Here is a 14,828-nt window from a genome sequence, read left to right on the forward strand (position 1 = left end):
CGGGCAAAGCCTGCGCTTGCACAATGCCCGCCTGCAAGGCGCGTGTCACTCGTTGGGGCGCACCCGGGCTGCCGATTTGTCGGCAAAGGCCGCCAGACGGCCACGGCTGGCGGGCTGGGTGTTGACGATGCCCGCCACCACTGCCTCGGCATAGGCCGCGTCGAGCCCTGACATGTTCTGCATATGGCTGATCGCCGAGCAGATCGCGAAATTCGACAGCGGCGGGTTCGAGGCCGCCGCGCGGGCAAGCTCGTAGGCCTTGGCTTCGCTGTCCTCGACGAGATATTGCGCAAGGCCCAGCTGGATTGCCTCGTCGCCCTGATAGACGCGGCCCGTCAGCATCATGTCGATCATCCGCGCCTTGCCGACCAGATCGGCCACCCGGATCGTTGCGCCGCCGCCGGTGAACAGGCCGCGCTGGCCCTCGGGCAGGGCGAAATAGGTGCTGGCATCGGCCACCCGGATATGCGCCGACGAGGCCAGTTCCAGCCCGCCGCCGACCACAGCGCCCTTGAGCGCGGCGATGATCGGCACGCCGCCATATTCCATCTTGTTGAAGGCTTCGTGCCAGCGCAGGCAGACATGCATGAAGTCCTCGGGGCGGCGGTCCTCGGTATGGTGCTCGACCAGGTCCAGACCGGCGCAGAAATGCGTCCCCGCCGCTTTCAGCACCACCGCGCGCACGCCCGCGCGGGGCACGACACTGAAGATGTCGATCAACTCGTCCACCGTCGCCGCGTTGAGCGCGTTGCGCTTTTCGGGGCGGTTCAGGGTCAGCGTGGCGATGCCGTCGTCATCGACCTCGAGCGTGGTGAAGGTCAGGTCCAGATCGTCGAGTGAGCGCATGATATTCCTCCGTAATTGCCGCCACGTTAGGCGGGCCCGCGCCCGGGCGCCAGCCGCGACGCGGCGTCTTGCGCGCTGCGCGACGTGACGGCATTCTCGATGGCGACAATCGCGCGCCCGGACGGTCCCGGCGCCCCCGGAGACCCTGCCATGTCCGATCCAGAGCTTGCCTATTACCTGAGCACAGACGGGGTCGAACCCGTCGTCAGCCGTCCCGATCCCGACAAGGTGGTTTCGGGCGATCCGGTTCATACGAGCTGGGATTTCGAAGACCGCGACGGGCTTTATTGCGGCATGTGGCAATCCACCCCCGGCGCGTGGCGCTTCGCCTATGAGGAATGGGAATATATCCGGGTGCATTCCGGTCGCTCGGTTCTGACCTGCGACGATGGCACGGTGATCGAAATGCGCGCGGGCGACAGCGTGGTGATCCGCCCCGGCCTGTCGGGTGTGTGGGAAGTGACCGAGACGATGCTGAAGGATTACGTGATCCAGACCTGAAGCGTCACGCCCGTGGCGGAGGCGGATGAGTATTTGGGGCAGAATGAAGGGGGTTGGGCAAGGCGCGCGGCTGCGGGCTTTCCCTTGGCGCTGGGGCTGCTATGTATCGCGCGTGCCCGAAAGACGGCCCGAAGCACGGATAGCCGATGACCCAGACCTTTCGCCTGACCCTCGCCCAGCTCAACCCCGTTGTGGGCGCGCTTGCCGACAATGCCGCGCAGGCGCGTGCGGCTTGGGCGCAGGCGCGCGATGCGGGCGCCGATATGGTCGCCTTTCCCGAGATGTTCATCACCGGCTATCAGACGCAGGATCTGGTGATGAAGCCCGCCTTCGCGCGGGCGGCGAAGGAGGCGGTCGAAGCGTTGGCGGCTGACTGCGCGGACGGACCGGCGATCGGCATCGGCGGGCCGCTGATCGAGGGCGGCGAGCTTTACAACGTGTATTTCGTGCTGGAAGGCGGGCGCATCGCGGCGGTAGTGAAGAAACATCACCTGCCCAACGATCTGGTCTTCGACGAGAAACGACTGTTCACGCCCGCCGATATCTCGGGGCCCTACCGCGTCGGGCCGTTGCGCATCGGCACGCCCATTTGCGAGGACGCATGGCACGAGGACGTGGCCGAGGCGCAGGCCGAAAGCGGGGCCGAGATCCTGCTGGTGCCCAACGGCTCGCCCTATTCGCGCGCGCGCCATGATACCCGGATGGGGCTTATGGTGCAGCGGGTGGTCGAGACGGGGTTGCCGCTGGTCTATCTGAACATGGTGGGCGGGCAGGACGATCAGGTCTTCGACGGGACGTCCTTCGTGCTGAATCCCGGCGGGCATCTGACGCATCTGATGCCGGGTTTCGTCGACCGGATCGAGCATGTCGATTTCACCGAGACGGAGGACGGCTGGCGCGCGACGCCGGGCGAGAAAACGCCGCTGCCCGACGATTGGGAGCGCGACTACCACGCGATGGTGACCGGCACGCGCGATTATCTCCTCAAGTCGGGCTTTTCCAAAGTGCTGCTGGGCCTGTCGGGCGGGATCGATTCGGCGCTGGTTGCGACCATCGCCGCGGACGCGCTGGGCCCGCAGAACGTGCATTGCGTGATGCTGCCCTCGGAATATACCTCGGCCCATTCGCTGGAAGACGCGGCGGATGTGGCGCGGCGGCTGGGCACCAAGCTGGACACGGTGTCGATCAGCGCGCCGCGCGCGGCGGTGACCGAGGCGCTGGCGCCGGTCTTCGAGGGCTACGCGCCCGACGTGACCGAGGAAAACATCCAGTCGCGCCTGCGCGGCGTGCTGTTGATGGCGATCTCGAACAAGACCGGCGCGATGCTGCTGACAACGGGCAACAAATCCGAGGTCGCGGTCGGTTATGCGACGATCTACGGCGATATGAATGGCGGCTATAACCCGATCAAGGATCTCTACAAGACCCGTGTTTTCGAGACCTGCCGCTGGCGCAATCTCAATCACCGCGACTGGATGCTGGCCCCCGCGGGCGAGGTGATCCCGCCCCGCGTCATCGACAAGCCGCCCTCGGCGGAACTGCGCGAGGACCAGAAGGACGAAGACAGCCTGCCGCCCTATCCGGTGCTCGATTCGATCCTTGAAGGGCTGGTGGATCGCGAGGCCTCGATCGAGACGCTCGTGGCCGAGGGCCATGACCGCGACACGGTGCGCAAGATCGAGCGGCTGCTCTATATCAGCGAGTGGAAACGCTATCAGTCGGCGCCCGGCGCGCGGCTGACCACGCGCAGCTTCTATCTGGACCGGCGCTACCCGATGGTGAACCGTTGGCGCGATCCGTCCTGAGCGGGTGACCCGGCGCCCGGTCTCGGCATGTTGATGCCGTGCCTGTTCCCGCGTGCGGCAAAATGCTTTCCTTGACGGCGGGTTGTCGCTATTCTTGCGAAAAAACAAGCCCGCTGGACGGGCGAATGACGTGTGCAGGCGTGCATCTGGCCGACAGCGGCGCCGGTGGAGCGCGCGACATGCGGGGCACGAGGGCAGTTTGATGAACAAGGTTTCGATCGCTTTTCCGCGACGGGGTTTCGGACCCGCCCTGACCGCGGTGCCGGTGGCCACGCTGCTGGCGCTGGGCGGTTGCCAGACCTCGCAGGGGACCGAGGGCACGCCGACATTGATGAGCGCGCCGCAATCCACGCAAGGGCCGGGCGAACGGGTGATCGAGCGCGATGTCGAGGCGCCCGAAGTCTTCCAGGTGCAGGAAAACGGGTTATGGGACGGCCGCCCCTCGCTGGGCGGTGTCTGGGTTGCGCATCCGACCGCGCAGGACCCCGAGCGGGTGCTGATCCGCAATTCCGAAACCGGCGAGTCGGTGATCGGCGCGCTGTTCCGGCGCGAACGCGACAATCCCGGCCCGCGTTTTCAGGTCTCGTCCGAGGCCGCTGGCGCGCTGGGCATCCTTGCCGGTGCGCCCACCGAGATCGAGGTGACGGCCCTGCGGCTGCAGCGCGTCGAGATGGAGATCGACCCCGCGCCGCAGCCCGAAACCGCAACCGCAGCGACCGAAACGCTGGCCATCGCGCCGGTCGCCACGGCGGATGCCGGGACCAGTGCCGGATCTCAATCCGGGGCCGCCGCACCCGAGGGGGCGCCGGAAGGGCAGGTGCAGATCACCAGCGTCGCGGCACCTGAACCCGAGCGCCGCAGCTTCCTCAGCCGCCTGTTTGGCCGCGACGAACCGGAAGCGGCGCCCGCAGACGCGCCGATCGCGCAAAGCGCGCTCGATGCGCCTGCTGCGGCCGCGCCCTCCGCTCCGGTGGCCGCCGTCGAACCCGAACCGCGCCGCCGCTCGTTCCTTGACCGCTTGCGGGGCCGCGACCCTGAACCCCAGACAGCCGATGTCGCGCTGCCCGAACTGGGCGATGCGCAGGATGCCGCCGCGACCGCGCCCCTGCACGCGACCGGAACAGCGCCACTGCCCGCGCAGGTGACGCAGCCCGCGCCGCGCATTGACCGGCCCTATGTGCAGATCGGCATCTTCAGTGTCGAGCAAAATGCGATCAACGCGCGCGCCTCGATGCTGGCCGCCGGGCTGAATTCCGAGATCCGCCGCGGGGCCGCGGGCGACAACCAGTTCTGGCGCGTCGTCGTCGGGCCGGCTGCGACCACGTCCGAGCGCGCAGCCTTCCTGTCGCGGGTCCGCGAGATGGGCTTTGCCGATGCTTACGCAGTTGTGCGCTGAGCGGATTTGAAACCCGTCATGAATTGGCGCTAATGTGGCGCGCGAACGGGGCGGTCGTCTGTCCCCGTGCGTCCTGCCCGCCGGAACCCGCCAGAAGGAGACATCCATGCCCCTGAAGCGCCTGCTCATTGCCTGCGCTCTTGTCGTGGTCAGCGCCACGGCCAGCCTTGCCCAGTCGCCTTATGGCGGCCGTGCGCCGAATTATTACATCCTCGATGTCGGCTCGGGGCAGGTGCTGGCGCAGCAGAATGCCGATATTCCCCTGCCGCCCGCGTCGATGTCCAAGCTTGTGACGCTGGCGATGCTCTATGACGCCATTTCCGAGGGCCGGGTAAGCATGGACACGACGTGGAACGTGTCCGAGCGCGCGCATAACATGGGCGGCTCGTCGATGTTTCTGGAAACCCGCGACCGTCCGACGACCGAAGACCTGATCCGGGGCCTGGCCGTGGTGTCGGGCAACGACGCGGCGGTGGTGATCGCCGAAGGGCTGGGCGGCTCGGAAGATGCCTTCGCGCAGATGGCGCAGGACTGGGCCGAGTCGATCGGCATGACGCAGACGACCATCGCCAATGCCTCGGGCTGGCCCGATCCGCGCCACCGCATGAGCCTGCACGATCTGGCTGTGCTGGCCAATTACATCATCACCGAGCATCCCGATCTGTATCACTATCTGGGCGAGGTCGATTTCACCTGGAACGACATCACCCAGCCCAACCGCGTGCCGCTTCTGTCGGCGGGCGTGGGCATGGACGGCTTCAAGACCGGCCATACCGAGGAAGCCGGGTATTCGCTGGTCGGCTCGGCCCATCAGGGCGACCGCCGGGTGATCTTTGTCTTCTCGGGGCTCAACTCGACGGTCGAGCGCGTGGAAGAGGCAGAGCGCATCATCACCTGGACCTTCCGTCAGTTCGTCGAGCGCGACGTTCTGGACCAAGGGCAGGAGGTCGCGGTGGCCGAGGTCTGGATGGGCGCGCAGGACAGCGTGCCGATGGTAGCGGCGCAGGATCTGTCGATCCTGATGCCCGCCATCAGTCAGGGCGAGCCGCAGGCGCGCGTGGAATATGAAGGCCCGATCGCCGCGCCGGTCGAGGCCGGGGCACAGGTCGGACAACTGATCATCGAAGTGCCGGGTCTTCCCGAACCCTTCACCCTGCCGCTGGTGGCCGGGGCGTCGGTCCCTGAAGGCGGGATCGTGCCGCGTCTGCGGACTGCGGCCATGGTGCTGGGCGGTCAGCTGGGGCTGGTCACCCCGTGACCGGGGCAGCGGCGTCGGGGCCGTCGGGGCGCGGTCTCTTCATCACCTTCGAGGGGATCGACGGATCGGGCAAGTCGACGCAGGCCCGGCTGCTGGCCGAGGCCTTGCGCGATGCCGGGCGCGATGTGATCCTGACGCGCGAACCCGGCGGCTCGCCGGGCGCCGAGGAAATTCGCCGCCTTGTGCTTGAGGGGAATCCCGACCGCTGGTCGGCGGAAACCGAGATTTTGCTCTTCACCGCCGCGCGCCGCGACCATCTGGAACGCACGATCCTGCCCGCGCTTCAGGCGGGCAAGGTAGTGATCTGCGACCGGTTCGCAGACAGCACGCGGATGTATCAGGGGCTGTCGCGCGGCGATCTGCGGTCGATTGTCGACCAGTTGCACGCGCTGATGATCGGGCGCGAACCGGATCTGACGATCCTGATCGACATGCAGCCCGAGATCGGCCTGTCGCGCGCCAAGGGGCGGCGCGGGACCGAGGAGCGCTTCGAGGATTTCGGCGTGGAATTGCAGCAGAAGATGCGCGCGGGCTTCCTGTCGCTGGCCGATGAATTCGCACAGCGCTTCCGGGTGATCGACGGCGCGCGCGCGATGGACGCGGTCGCGGGCGAGATCCGCGCGACGGTAGAGCAGGCGCTGGCATGAGCGAGGCGCCCGAAGCCGACCGCATCGCCGGCGCTCCGCATCCGCGTGAAACCGCGCGGCTGTTCGGGCAAGAGCGCGCCGAGCAGGCCTTTCTCGATGCCTTCGCGCAGGACCGTCTGCATCACGGCTGGCTGCTGACCGGCCCGCGCGGTGTCGGCAAGGCGACGCTGGCATGGCGGATGGCAAAATTCCTTCTGGCAACTGAATCGGGCGGCGGTCTGTTCGGCGCGCCCGAGACGCTGGATATCGACCCCGACCACCCGGTCGCGCACCGCATCGCCGCCGGGTCCGAATCGGGCCTGCTGTCAATCCGCCGCATCGCGGATGAAAAATCCGGCAAGCTGAAAACGCAGATCACCGTCGACGAGGTTCGCAAGCTGCGCGACTTCTTCGGCCTGTCCTCGACCGAGGGCGGGCGGCGCGTGGTGATCGTGGACAGCGCCGACGAGATGAACCCCAACGCCGCGAATGCGCTGTTGAAGCTGCTGGAAGAGCCACCCGCGGGCGCGGTCCTGATCCTGATCTCGCATCAGCCTTCGCGGCTGTTGCCGACGATCCGCTCGCGCTGCCGGGAATTGCGGTTGGTGCCCCTTGGCGCCGATGACATGGCGCGCGCGCTGGAACAGGCGACCGGCGAGCCCGGTGACAGCGACGCCGCCGCAGCTCTGGCCGAATTGTCGGGCGGTTCGGTGGGCGAGGCGCTGCGGGTAGCAAATGGCGGCGGTCTGGCGCTTTATGCGGAAATTGTCGGAATTCTGTCTGAACTTCCGCGCCTGTCGCGCCCTGATGTGTTGAAATTGTGCAACTCTCTGGGGGGACGCGAGGCCGAGCCGCGCTTCGATCTGACGGTGCGGCTGATCGACCTTGTGCTGGCCCGGCTGGCCCGCGCAGGCGCCACGATGCAGCCCCTGATCGAGGCCGCGCCGGGCGAGGCGCGTCTGGCCGAGCGGCTGTCGCCCGACACGCGTGCGGCGCGGCGCTGGGCCGAGCTGGCGGGCGAACTGGGCGCGCGGGCGCGCGGCGGACGGGCAGTCAACCTTGACCCCGGCGCGCTGGTGCTCGATATGTTCCTGCGACTTGAATCCGCAGCGCAGACTGCGCATGGATGAACTGCCAAAGGCCTCATGACCTCGACCCTGCCTCCGACGCTTGTCGATAGCCACACCCATCTGGACTTCGCCGATTTCGACGGGGAGCGCGACGATATCGTCGCCCGCGCCGCCGAGGCGGGCGTCACCCGGATGGTGACGATCTGCACGAAATTGTCGAACGAGCCGCACGTGCGCGCGCTGGCCGAGACCTATCCGGGCGTGTTCTACGCGGCCGGAACGCATCCGATGTCGGCGGATAAAGAGCCGCTGGCGACGCTCGACGCGCTGCTTGAGCTGGCGAAGCACCCGAAATTTGTGGGCATCGGCGAGACCGGGCTCGACTACCATTACACGCCCGAAAGCGCGCCGATTCAGCAAGAAAGCCTACGTGTGCATATCGAGGCCGCGCGCCAGACCGGCCTGCCGCTGATCATCCATGCCCGCGACGCGGACGAGGACATGGCGCGCATTCTGGCCGAAGAACACCGCGCCGGCGCCTATTCCTGCGTCATGCATTGCTTCTCGTCGGGGCCGGAACTGGCCGCCGCCGCGCTGGATCTGGGTTTTTACCTGTCCGCGTCGGGCATTGCCGCGTTCAAGAAATCCGAAGCCCTGCGCGAGATTTTCGCGCAGGCGCCCGTGGACCGCATCCTTGTCGAGACCGACGCGCCCTATCTTGCGCCGCCGCCCCATCGCGGCAAGCGCAACGAGCCCGGTTTCACCGCGCTGACGGCGCAGGCCATTGCCTCGGTCTGGGGCATGGAATACGCCGATTTCGCCCGCCAGACGGTCGAGAATTTCGACCGGCTTTTCACCAAGGCCCATTTGTCATGACCGACATCCTGCGCGCGACGATCCTTGGCTGCGGCTCGTCGGGCGGCGTGCCGCGGTTGGGCGGGGAATGGGGCGCCTGCGATCCGGCAAACCCCAAGAACCGCCGTCGCCGCTGCTCGCTTCTGGTCGAGCGCGTCGGGCCGGGCGGCACCACGCGGGTGCTGATCGACACCTCGCCGGACATGCGCTCGCAACTGCTCGATGCGGGTGTCGGTACGCTGGACGCCGTGGTTTATACCCATGCCCATGCCGACCATGTGCACGGCATCGACGATCTGCGGATGATCGTCTTCAACACGCGCAAACGGCTTCAGGTCTGGGCGGACCCGTCGACGCAGGACGCGCTGCTGTCGCGTTTCGGCTATGCCTTCGTGCAGCCCGCAGGTTCGCCCTATCCGCCGATTCTGGATCTCAACACGATCCATGGCGATGTCAGCATCGACGGGCCGGGCGGCACGGTCACACTGACGCCGTTCGAGGTCGATCACGGCAGCATCGACGCGCTGGGCTTTCGCATCGGCGGGCTGGCCTATCTGCCCGACGTCGTGCGCATCCCCGATCCTGCTTGGGCGCAGCTTGACGGGCTTGACTGCTGGATCGTCGACGCGCTGCGCTACAAGCCGCACCCGACCCATGCTCATGTCGATCTGGCGCTCGAATGGATCGCCCGTGCGGCGCCCCGGCGCGCAGTGCTGACCAACATGCATGTCGATATCGACCACGCCACCATCGAATCGCAGACCCCCGACCACGTTCAGGCGGCCTATGACGGCATGGTGCTGGAACTGCCGCTGTGATCCCTGACCGCACGCGCGGGCGGGCCTGAGATGCAGGCGCTGGTTCAGGTCATTCTGCCCGTCTTTCTGGTCGTCGGCGCGGGCTATCTGGCGACATGGCGGCGCTGGATCGGCGAGGATGCCGTCGAAGGCATCATGAAATTCGCCCAGAGTTTCGCCATTCCGATGCTGCTGTTTCTGGCGCTGACGCGGCTCGATCTGGGCGCGGCCTTCGACTGGCGCCTGCTGGTCAGCTTCTATGGCGGGGCGATCACCGGGTTTCTGGCCGGGCTTCTGGGCGCGCGTTTCCTGTTCGGGCGCGACTGGGAGGACGCGGTCGCGGTGGGGTTCGTCGGGCTGTTTTCGAACTCGATGCTGCTGGGCGTGCCGATCACCGAACGCGCCTATGGCCCCGAGGCGCTGGCGCCCAATTACGCGATCATCGCGCTTCACGCCCCGACCTGCTACCTGATCGGCATCACCGCGATGGAGGGCGTGCGGGCGCGCGGCGCCGGGGTCGGGCGCACCGCGCTCAAGGCCCTGAACGGGCTGTGGCACAACCCGCTGGTGATCGGCATCGCGCTGGGGGCCGCGCTGAACCTGAGCGGTCTGGCGCTGCCGGGCGTGGTGACCGAAGCGGTCGAGATGATCTCGCGCGCGGGCCTTCCCGCCGCGCTGTTCGGGCTGGGCGGCGTGCTCTATCGCTACCGGCCCGAGGGCGACCTGCGGCTCATCGCCTATGTCGTCGCGGTCTCGCTGCTATTGCATCCCATCGTGACATGGAGCCTCGGGCGCGGGCTGGATCTGGGCGAGGGGCCGTTCCGCTCGGCCGTCCTGACGGCGGCGATGGCGCCCGGGGTCAACGCCTATCTCTTCGCCAACATGTATGGCCGCGCGAAACGCGTCGCGGCCTCGTCAGTGCTGATCGCCACGGCTTTGTGCATGCTGACCGCCTGGGGCTGGATGAGCCTTCTGGGATAAGCCTCCGCAGTTGAGACAGTGCCGTCGGCCCGCGCGCAAGGGGGCTGTCTGCCCCCTCTTGGCCTTCGGCCAATTCACCCCCGAGGATATTTCCGGATCAAAGATGCACAGGCTTGAGGCAGCGCTGCCGCAGGGCCGTGACGTGGCGGTCACGCCGCGCGGCGGCGGCGCGCAGGGCAGGCGATTCCTCTTTCCTCGCGGCGCGGCCCGGCGTAGGAAACGGGCATGCGAATACTCTTTCTGGGCGATGTGATGGGGCGGTCCGGACGCAAGGCGGTGGCCGAGCGGCTGCCAGCGCTGCGGCGGGACTGGGACCTCGATTTTGTGGTGGTCAATGGCGAGAACGCGACCTCGGGGATGGGGCTGTCGCCCGATCACGCCGCAGGCCTGTTCGAGGCTGGCGCCGATGTGGTGACGCTGGGCGATCATGCGTTCGATCAGAAAACCATGCTGGGCCATATCGACAAGGAACCGCGGCTGATCCGCGCCATCAACTTCTCGAAAGTGGCGCCCGGTGTCGGCGCGCGGGTCTTCACCTTGCAAGACGGGCGCGCGGTGCTGGTGGCGCAGGTCATGGGGCAGGTCTTCATGAAGCGCCCGTTCGACGATCCGTTCAGCGCCATCGAGCCGGTTTTGCGCGCGCATCCGCTGGGCGGGCGCGTGCAGGCGACGCTGATCGATGTCCACGCCGAGGCGACCTCGGAAAAGATGGCGATGGGCCATTGGTGCGACGGGCGCGCGAGCCTTGTCGTCGGCACGCATACCCATGTGCCCACGGGCGATGCGCAGATCCTCAATGGCGGTACCGCCTATCTGACCGATGCCGGGATGACCGGCGATTACGACAGTGTCATCGGCATGCAGAAGGATGAGCCGCTGCGCCGTTTCATCACCGGCATGGTGCGCGGGCGATTCGAGCCGGCGCTGGGCGAGGCGACGGTGTCGGGCGTCTTTGTCGAGACCGATGATCGCACCGGGAAGGCGCTGAGCGTGACCATGGTGCGGCAGGGTGGGCGGCTGGCGCCGTCGGGGCCGGTCGTTTCGGGGAAGGCACCATCGTGACGCATCCGGGCGCGCGGGTTTCGGACAGGCTAGCCGCCTTGCGGGCAGAGGGAATGCATGTTGGGAATTGAATTGCCGGCCGCGGTCGTGCCCTTCGTCGCCATCCTGATCGTCGCCGGCATGCTGGTGATGTTCGTGCGCGAACGCTATCCGGTCGAAGTCGTGGCCCTGTCGGGCGCCGCGCTGATGCTGGTTCTGGGCATCGTGCCCGAGGCGAGCGCGCTTTCGGTCTTTTCGAACCCCGCGCCGTGGACCATCGCGGCGATGTTCCTGATCGTGGGGGGGCTGGTGCGCACCGGCGCGCTGGACTTCCTGTCGCAAAGCGCCGTCAGCCATGCCGCCGAGCGGCCGCGCGCGACGCTTCTGATCCTGACGCTGACGGTGCTGGCGATGTCGGCATTCGTCAACAACACGCCGATCGTCGTGGTGATGATCCCGATCTTCATGCAGCTTGCCAAGGCGATGAAGGTGGCCCCGTCGAAGCTGCTGATCCCGCTGAGCTATTTCTCGATCTTCGGGGGCACGATCACGCTGGTGGGGACCTCGACCAACCTGCTGGTCGACGGCGTCGCGCAAAGCGCGGGGCTGGAGCCGTTCGGGATCTTCGAGATTTCGCTGGTAGGTCTCGCCGTGTCGGTCGTGGGCGTTATCTATCTGGCGCTGGTCGGGCGCTGGCTGTTGCCCGAGCGCGATTCGATGGCGGCTTTGCTGGGTGACCGCGCGCCGATGAAGTTCTTCACCGAGGTGGCGCTGCCCGAAGGCTCGTCGTTGATCGGCACGCGGCTTGAGGATGCGGATGTGTTCCGCCGGGGCGGTGCGCGGGTGATTGACGTGCTGCGCGGCGATGCCTCGCTGCGCCGGGGGCTAAGCGACGTGGTGCTGGAAGCGGGCGACCGCGTGGTCTTGCGCACGCAGATGTCCGAAGTGCTGGGCCTGCAGCACAATCCCGAATTGCGGTTGGTCGATCAGCTGAGCACCGTGCGCACCTCGACGGTCGAGGTGCTGATCACGCCGGGCTGCCGGATGATCGGACGCTCGCTGGGCCAGATGCGCCTGCGCCGCCGCTACGGGGTCTATCCGCTGGCCGTTCACCGCCGCAGCCAGAATATCGGCCGTCAGCTGGACGATCTGGTCGTGCAGGTGGGCGACACGCTGCTGCTTGAGGGCGCGATGGAGGATATTCGCCGCCTTGCCGCCGATATGGACATGGTCGACGTGGCTCAGCCCAGCGAACGCGCCTTCCGCCGCAGCCATGCGCCGATCGTGATCGGCGTACTGGCGGGCGTGGTCGGGCTGTCGGCGCTTGGCGTTGCCTCGATTCAGGTGCTGGCGCTGCTGGGCGTGGTGATCGTGCTGCTCACGCGCTGCATCGACGCGGACGAAGCCTTTGCTTTCATCGAAGGGCGGCTGCTGGCGCTGATCTTCGGCATGCTGATCGTCGGCGCGGGGCTGGAAGCGTCGGGCGCGGTGCAGTTGCTCGTCGATGCCGTGGCGCCCTATCTGCAGGGATTGCCGCACTGGGCGCTGCTGCTCGCGGTCTATGCCATCGCCGGGATCCTGACCGAGCTGGTTTCGAACAATGCGGTGGCGGTGATCGTCACGCCGGTGGCGATCGGACTGGCGCAGTCGATGGGGGTCGATCCGCGTCCGCTGGTCGTGGCGGTGATGTTCGCGGCCTCGGCGGCGTTCGCAACCCCGATCGGCTACCAGACGAACACGCTGGTCTATGGTCCGGGAGGCTATCGCTTCGGAGATTTCCTGAAAGTGGGGGTGCCGCTGAACGTGCTGATGGCCGCGACTGTCTGCACGCTGGTGCCGCTGATCTGGCCATTGTGAGCGCGTTTTCTCTTGCGCGGCGGCGGGCGCGGGGGCAAGGGTAGAATCATGAACGCGTTAAATACCGACTCCGGGGAGTCGCAATCCCCGGCACCCGCGCCTTTGTCCAAGGCCCAAACCGCCGAACAGCGCCCCGTCGCCGGTGTGATGTACATGCTCGGCGCGGGGCTGTGCTTCGTGGCGCTGACGGCGGCGGTGAAGATGCTGGGCTCGGACATCCCGGCGCCGCAAACCGCTTTCCTGCGCTATGCTCTGGGGCTGGTCTTTGTGCTGCCGGCGATCGGCACGCTGCGCCGGATCTCGCTGCCGTCGCGCGTCTGGTGGGCCTTCGGCTGGCGCGGGCTGGTGCATAGCCTTGCCGTCATGCTTTGGTTCTTCGCCATGACCCGGATCCCTTTGGCCGAGGTGTCGGCGATGGGCTATCTGAACCCGATCTGGATCACCATCGGTGCGGCGCTGTTTCTGGGCGAGGGGCTGAAGCTGCGGCGTATCATGGCGATCATCATTGCCATCGTCGGAGCGATGGTCATCCTGCGGCCCGGCATGCGCGAGCTGGATATCGGCCATTTCGCGATGCTGGCGACGTCGCTGGGTTTCGGGATCTCGTATCTGATGGCCAAGCCGCTCAGCGGACTGGCCCCGCCTTCGGTCGTGGTGGGGATGCTGTCGATGACCGTGGCGGTTGGGCTTGCGCCCTTTGCCATCGCGGTCTGGGAGCCGGTGACATGGAGCCAGGTGGGCCTGTTGTTCCTGATCGCCAGCGTGGCGACGGGGGCGCATTACCTGATGACGATGGCCTTCGTTTCGGCCCCGATCACGGTGACGCAGCCGGTGACGGCGCTGCAGCTTGTCTGGGCGGTGGCGCTGGGGGCGATCTTTTTCGGCGAGCCGGTCGATCCCTGGGTGGTCGCGGGGGGCTCGATGGTGATCGCGGCGGTGATCTTCATTGCGCTTCGCGAGCATCAATTGCGCCTGCGCGAGAAAAGTGAGAGCGTCGTTCCATGACGACGAAAAGCCTTGCGGCGCTGTCCGCTTTCCTTGGCATGGCGATCCTGTCGGGCGCCGCGCTGGCCTGCACGATCCCCGCCAATCTGGGCGCGCTCAGGGGCGAGCTTCTTGTTCACACCAATGCCGAGCGCGGGGCGCAGGGCCTGCCTGCGCTGGCGATGGAGACCCGGCTGGGCGATGCCGCGCAGATCCAGGCCTGCCGCATGGCTGACCGCGAGCGGCTGTCGCATCGCGGAAGCTGGTGGGCCGGGCTGGGCCGTCGGCTGCGGCGCGAGGATTACGCCTATGCCATGGCGGTCGAGAATACCGGTGTCGGCTACCGCGACGCGCGCGGCATCATCCGCGGCTGGATGGAAAGCCCCGAGCACCGCGTGAACATGCTGTCACGCGACGCCCGCGATACCGGCTACGGCGTGGCCATCGGCGAAGACGGGCGGATGTACTGGTCGATGGTCGCGGCAGCGCCGCGACCGGCCGGGTAATCGCCCTCAGACGGTTTCTGCCGCCATTCCCTCTTTGCCCCGCTGCGCGATCAGTGCGGCGACGGCGCTGGCATCGGTCAGCATCCCCACAACATGGCCGTTCTCGGTCAGCAGGATGCGCCCGCGCGCCTCGGCCAGCCGGGCCATCGCCTCGCGCAGGGGGGTGTCGGCCTGCAGCGCGACGCCCGCCGGGGCAGGGCGGGGTGCATCGACCATCGCGTCGCGCGCGGTCAGCACGCCCAGCGGGTTCATATGCGCCACGAAATCCGCGACATAGCCATTGGCCGGGTTGGTGTAGATCTCGG

The 14,828-nt window shown here is 67.3% G+C and carries 15 protein-coding genes; 13 read left to right on the forward strand and 2 right to left on the reverse strand.

Features of this window, described 5'->3' with window-relative positions:
- Positions 1-45: 45 nt before the first annotated feature.
- The gene (locus JI664_RS19805; RefSeq protein WP_207015505.1) at positions 46-846 is read right to left on the reverse strand and encodes a crotonase/enoyl-CoA hydratase family protein; all 801 of its coding nucleotides are present in this window, start codon (positions 844-846) and stop codon (positions 46-48) included.
- A gap of 150 nt (positions 847-996) precedes the next feature.
- On the opposite strand from JI664_RS19805, the gene JI664_RS19810 reads away from it, so the two are divergent.
- The 13 genes from JI664_RS19810 (at position 997) to JI664_RS19870 (ending at position 14,523) form a co-directional block, all read left to right on the forward strand.
- On the forward strand, positions 997-1,347 hold the full coding sequence (locus tag JI664_RS19810; RefSeq protein WP_207015506.1) for a cupin domain-containing protein: 351 nt from the start codon (positions 997-999) through the stop codon (positions 1,345-1,347).
- 146 nt (positions 1,348-1,493) lie between these two features.
- Complete coding sequence (locus JI664_RS19815; RefSeq protein WP_207015507.1) at positions 1,494-3,152, forward strand: NAD+ synthase; 1,659 nt, start codon at positions 1,494-1,496, stop codon at positions 3,150-3,152.
- Between the two features lie 202 nt (positions 3,153-3,354).
- Positions 3,355-4,548 (forward strand): SPOR domain-containing protein, encoded by a 1,194-nt coding sequence (locus tag JI664_RS19820; RefSeq protein ID WP_207015508.1) that lies wholly within the window; start codon positions 3,355-3,357, stop codon positions 4,546-4,548.
- A gap of 106 nt (positions 4,549-4,654) precedes the next feature.
- Complete coding sequence (locus JI664_RS19825) at positions 4,655-5,806, forward strand: D-alanyl-D-alanine carboxypeptidase family protein (protein ID WP_207015509.1); 1,152 nt, start codon at positions 4,655-4,657, stop codon at positions 5,804-5,806.
- Positions 5,803-6,453: a dTMP kinase gene (gene tmk / locus JI664_RS19830; RefSeq protein ID WP_207015510.1), complete on the forward strand. Its 651-nt coding sequence runs from the start codon at positions 5,803-5,805 to the stop codon at positions 6,451-6,453. Before JI664_RS19825 ends, tmk begins: the two co-directional genes overlap by 4 nt.
- Positions 6,450-7,562, forward strand: a complete 1,113-nt coding sequence (locus tag JI664_RS19835) for a DNA polymerase III subunit delta' (RefSeq protein WP_207015511.1) — start codon at positions 6,450-6,452, stop codon at positions 7,560-7,562. Before tmk ends, JI664_RS19835 begins: the two co-directional genes overlap by 4 nt.
- A gap of 15 nt (positions 7,563-7,577) precedes the next feature.
- Complete coding sequence (locus tag JI664_RS19840; RefSeq protein WP_207015512.1) at positions 7,578-8,378, forward strand: TatD family hydrolase; 801 nt, start codon at positions 7,578-7,580, stop codon at positions 8,376-8,378.
- Entirely contained in the window at positions 8,375-9,175 is an 801-nt protein-coding gene (locus JI664_RS19845; RefSeq protein WP_207015513.1) for an MBL fold metallo-hydrolase, read from the forward strand. Before JI664_RS19840 ends, JI664_RS19845 begins: the two co-directional genes overlap by 4 nt.
- A gap of 30 nt (positions 9,176-9,205) precedes the next feature.
- Positions 9,206-10,135, forward strand: a complete 930-nt coding sequence (locus tag JI664_RS19850) for an AEC family transporter (protein WP_207015514.1) — start codon at positions 9,206-9,208, stop codon at positions 10,133-10,135.
- Between the two features lie 225 nt (positions 10,136-10,360).
- A complete protein-coding gene (locus tag JI664_RS19855; RefSeq protein WP_207015515.1) occupies positions 10,361-11,197 on the forward strand; it encodes a TIGR00282 family metallophosphoesterase in 837 nt (278 codons plus the stop codon).
- Positions 11,198-11,254: 57 nt separating this feature from the next.
- Entirely contained in the window at positions 11,255-13,033 is a 1,779-nt protein-coding gene (locus JI664_RS19860; protein WP_207015516.1) for an SLC13 family permease, read from the forward strand.
- Positions 13,034-13,081: 48 nt separating this feature from the next.
- The gene (locus JI664_RS19865; protein WP_207015517.1) at positions 13,082-14,038 is read left to right on the forward strand and encodes a DMT family transporter; all 957 of its coding nucleotides are present in this window, start codon (positions 13,082-13,084) and stop codon (positions 14,036-14,038) included.
- Entirely contained in the window at positions 14,035-14,523 is a 489-nt protein-coding gene (locus JI664_RS19870) for a CAP domain-containing protein (RefSeq protein WP_207015518.1), read from the forward strand. The genes JI664_RS19865 and JI664_RS19870 overlap by 4 nt, the downstream gene beginning before the upstream one ends.
- A gap of 6 nt (positions 14,524-14,529) precedes the next feature.
- Here the strand turns inward: JI664_RS19870 and JI664_RS19875 are convergent.
- The coding region (locus tag JI664_RS19875) for a CBS domain-containing protein (RefSeq protein ID WP_207015519.1) at positions 14,530-14,828 on the reverse strand (299 nt) is incomplete at its 5' end.

The organism is Rhodobacter sp. NTK016B, assembly GCF_017303295.1.
GTDB lineage: Bacteria > Pseudomonadota > Alphaproteobacteria > Rhodobacterales > Rhodobacteraceae > Pararhodobacter.

What these genes read in the sequence shown, in the direction of transcription:
- JI664_RS19805 (WP_207015505.1), bottom strand. Translation starts at nt 846, where the DNA reads ATGCGCTCACTCGACGATCTGGACCTGACCTTCACCACGCTCGAGGTC.
- JI664_RS19810 (WP_207015506.1), top strand. Translation starts at nt 997, where the DNA reads ATGTCCGATCCAGAGCTTGCCTATTACCTGAGCACAGACGGGGTCGAA.
- JI664_RS19815 (WP_207015507.1), top strand. Translation starts at nt 1,494, where the DNA reads ATGACCCAGACCTTTCGCCTGACCCTCGCCCAGCTCAACCCCGTTGTG.
- JI664_RS19820 (WP_207015508.1), top strand. Translation starts at nt 3,355, where the DNA reads ATGAACAAGGTTTCGATCGCTTTTCCGCGACGGGGTTTCGGACCCGCC.
- JI664_RS19825 (WP_207015509.1), top strand. Translation starts at nt 4,655, where the DNA reads ATGCCCCTGAAGCGCCTGCTCATTGCCTGCGCTCTTGTCGTGGTCAGC.
- JI664_RS19835 (WP_207015511.1), top strand. Translation starts at nt 6,450, where the DNA reads ATGAGCGAGGCGCCCGAAGCCGACCGCATCGCCGGCGCTCCGCATCCG.
- JI664_RS19840 (WP_207015512.1), top strand. Translation starts at nt 7,578, where the DNA reads ATGACCTCGACCCTGCCTCCGACGCTTGTCGATAGCCACACCCATCTG.
- JI664_RS19845 (WP_207015513.1), top strand. Translation starts at nt 8,375, where the DNA reads ATGACCGACATCCTGCGCGCGACGATCCTTGGCTGCGGCTCGTCGGGC.
- JI664_RS19850 (WP_207015514.1), top strand. Translation starts at nt 9,206, where the DNA reads ATGCAGGCGCTGGTTCAGGTCATTCTGCCCGTCTTTCTGGTCGTCGGC.
- JI664_RS19855 (WP_207015515.1), top strand. Translation starts at nt 10,361, where the DNA reads ATGCGAATACTCTTTCTGGGCGATGTGATGGGGCGGTCCGGACGCAAG.
- JI664_RS19860 (WP_207015516.1), top strand. Translation starts at nt 11,255, where the DNA reads ATGTTGGGAATTGAATTGCCGGCCGCGGTCGTGCCCTTCGTCGCCATC.
- JI664_RS19865 (WP_207015517.1), top strand. Translation starts at nt 13,082, where the DNA reads ATGAACGCGTTAAATACCGACTCCGGGGAGTCGCAATCCCCGGCACCC.
- JI664_RS19870 (WP_207015518.1), top strand. Translation starts at nt 14,035, where the DNA reads ATGACGACGAAAAGCCTTGCGGCGCTGTCCGCTTTCCTTGGCATGGCG.